Consider the following 1,056-nt stretch of genomic DNA (forward strand, 5'->3'; position numbering starts at 1 on the left):
TCGGCCTTGCCCTGATAGACGTCGCCGGTATCCTGCGTGTCGAAGTAGAAGTAGTCGGCGCTGCCGTCGTTGCCGCCCGAGAGCGTGTCGACGCCCTTGCCGCCGTACAGGTCGTCGAAGCTGGCGCCACCGTAGAGGGTGTCGTTGCCGTCGCCGCCCTGCAGGATGTCGTAGCCGTTCTCACCGTAGAGATAGTCGTTGCCGGCATCGCCGTACATCTTGTCGGCGCCGTCGTAGCCGAGCATCGTGTCGTCGCCCGAGCCGCCGTACATGGTGTCGTTGCCGGTCCAGCCGTCCATGTAGTCGTTGCCGTTCTCGCCGATCATGTAGTCGTTGCCAGCATCGCCGTAGAGCGAGTCGTTGCCGTCGTAGCCGAGCAGGTAGTCGTCGCCGTTGCCGCCGTGCAGCTGGTCGTCACCTTTCCAGCCGTCGAGGGTGTCGTTGCCGTCACCGCCGTAGAGCTTGTCGTTGCCGTCGTTACCGAAGATGTAGTCGTTGCCGGCGTTTCCATATCCGGTGTCGTCGTTGTTTCCGAACAGGTCCCACCAGGGCTTGTTCTCGAAGGAATGAGAGTCGTTGCCGCTCCCGCCGTACCAAGTCGTGCCCATAATTCGCTCCTTAGTCAGTCGGTCTGGATCGCAACCAGAAGGCCGCTTTAGGCTTTGTGGCCTCAGGTTGCGTTGAGGGATTGCTGGATGACATCCCGGGAATTTTGATCAGATTTGACTCCCGAGCAGTCGAGGTAATGGCTGCCATAATTTTTTGATAGAAACTGTGACATGCATCACAGTCGACATCCGTGCGAATGCCTCATCAGAATATTGCCTGCTGGAATTAGAAAACAAAAAAGCCCGCCGATGCTGTCGGCTGGCGATTCTGCAGGAGAAATCATGGACAAATCGGGCGTACGGCCCTCTCGTTCGCAAGGGAATCTACACTAAATCAAGTAGTTATCCGCAACTGTGATCTGAATCACGCTGGTAACCCGGTGCGGCAGGTGTGGAGAGCTCAGGACATATCCTGCGCCATTCGCGCAAAGCGTCCTGCCGCTCGCCA

The 1,056-nt window shown here is 58.1% G+C and carries 1 protein-coding gene; it reads right to left on the minus strand.

Features of this window, described 5'->3' with window-relative positions; translation table 11 throughout:
* On the minus strand, positions 1-608 hold a 608-nt coding region (locus tag WDW90_RS37435), incomplete at its 3' end, for a calcium-binding protein (RefSeq protein WP_336492775.1).
* Between the last annotated feature and the right edge of the window lie 448 nt (positions 609-1,056).

Source organism: Methylobacterium nigriterrae (genome assembly GCF_037106235.1).
GTDB classification, from domain to species: domain Bacteria; phylum Pseudomonadota; class Alphaproteobacteria; order Rhizobiales; family Beijerinckiaceae; genus Methylobacterium; species Methylobacterium nigriterrae.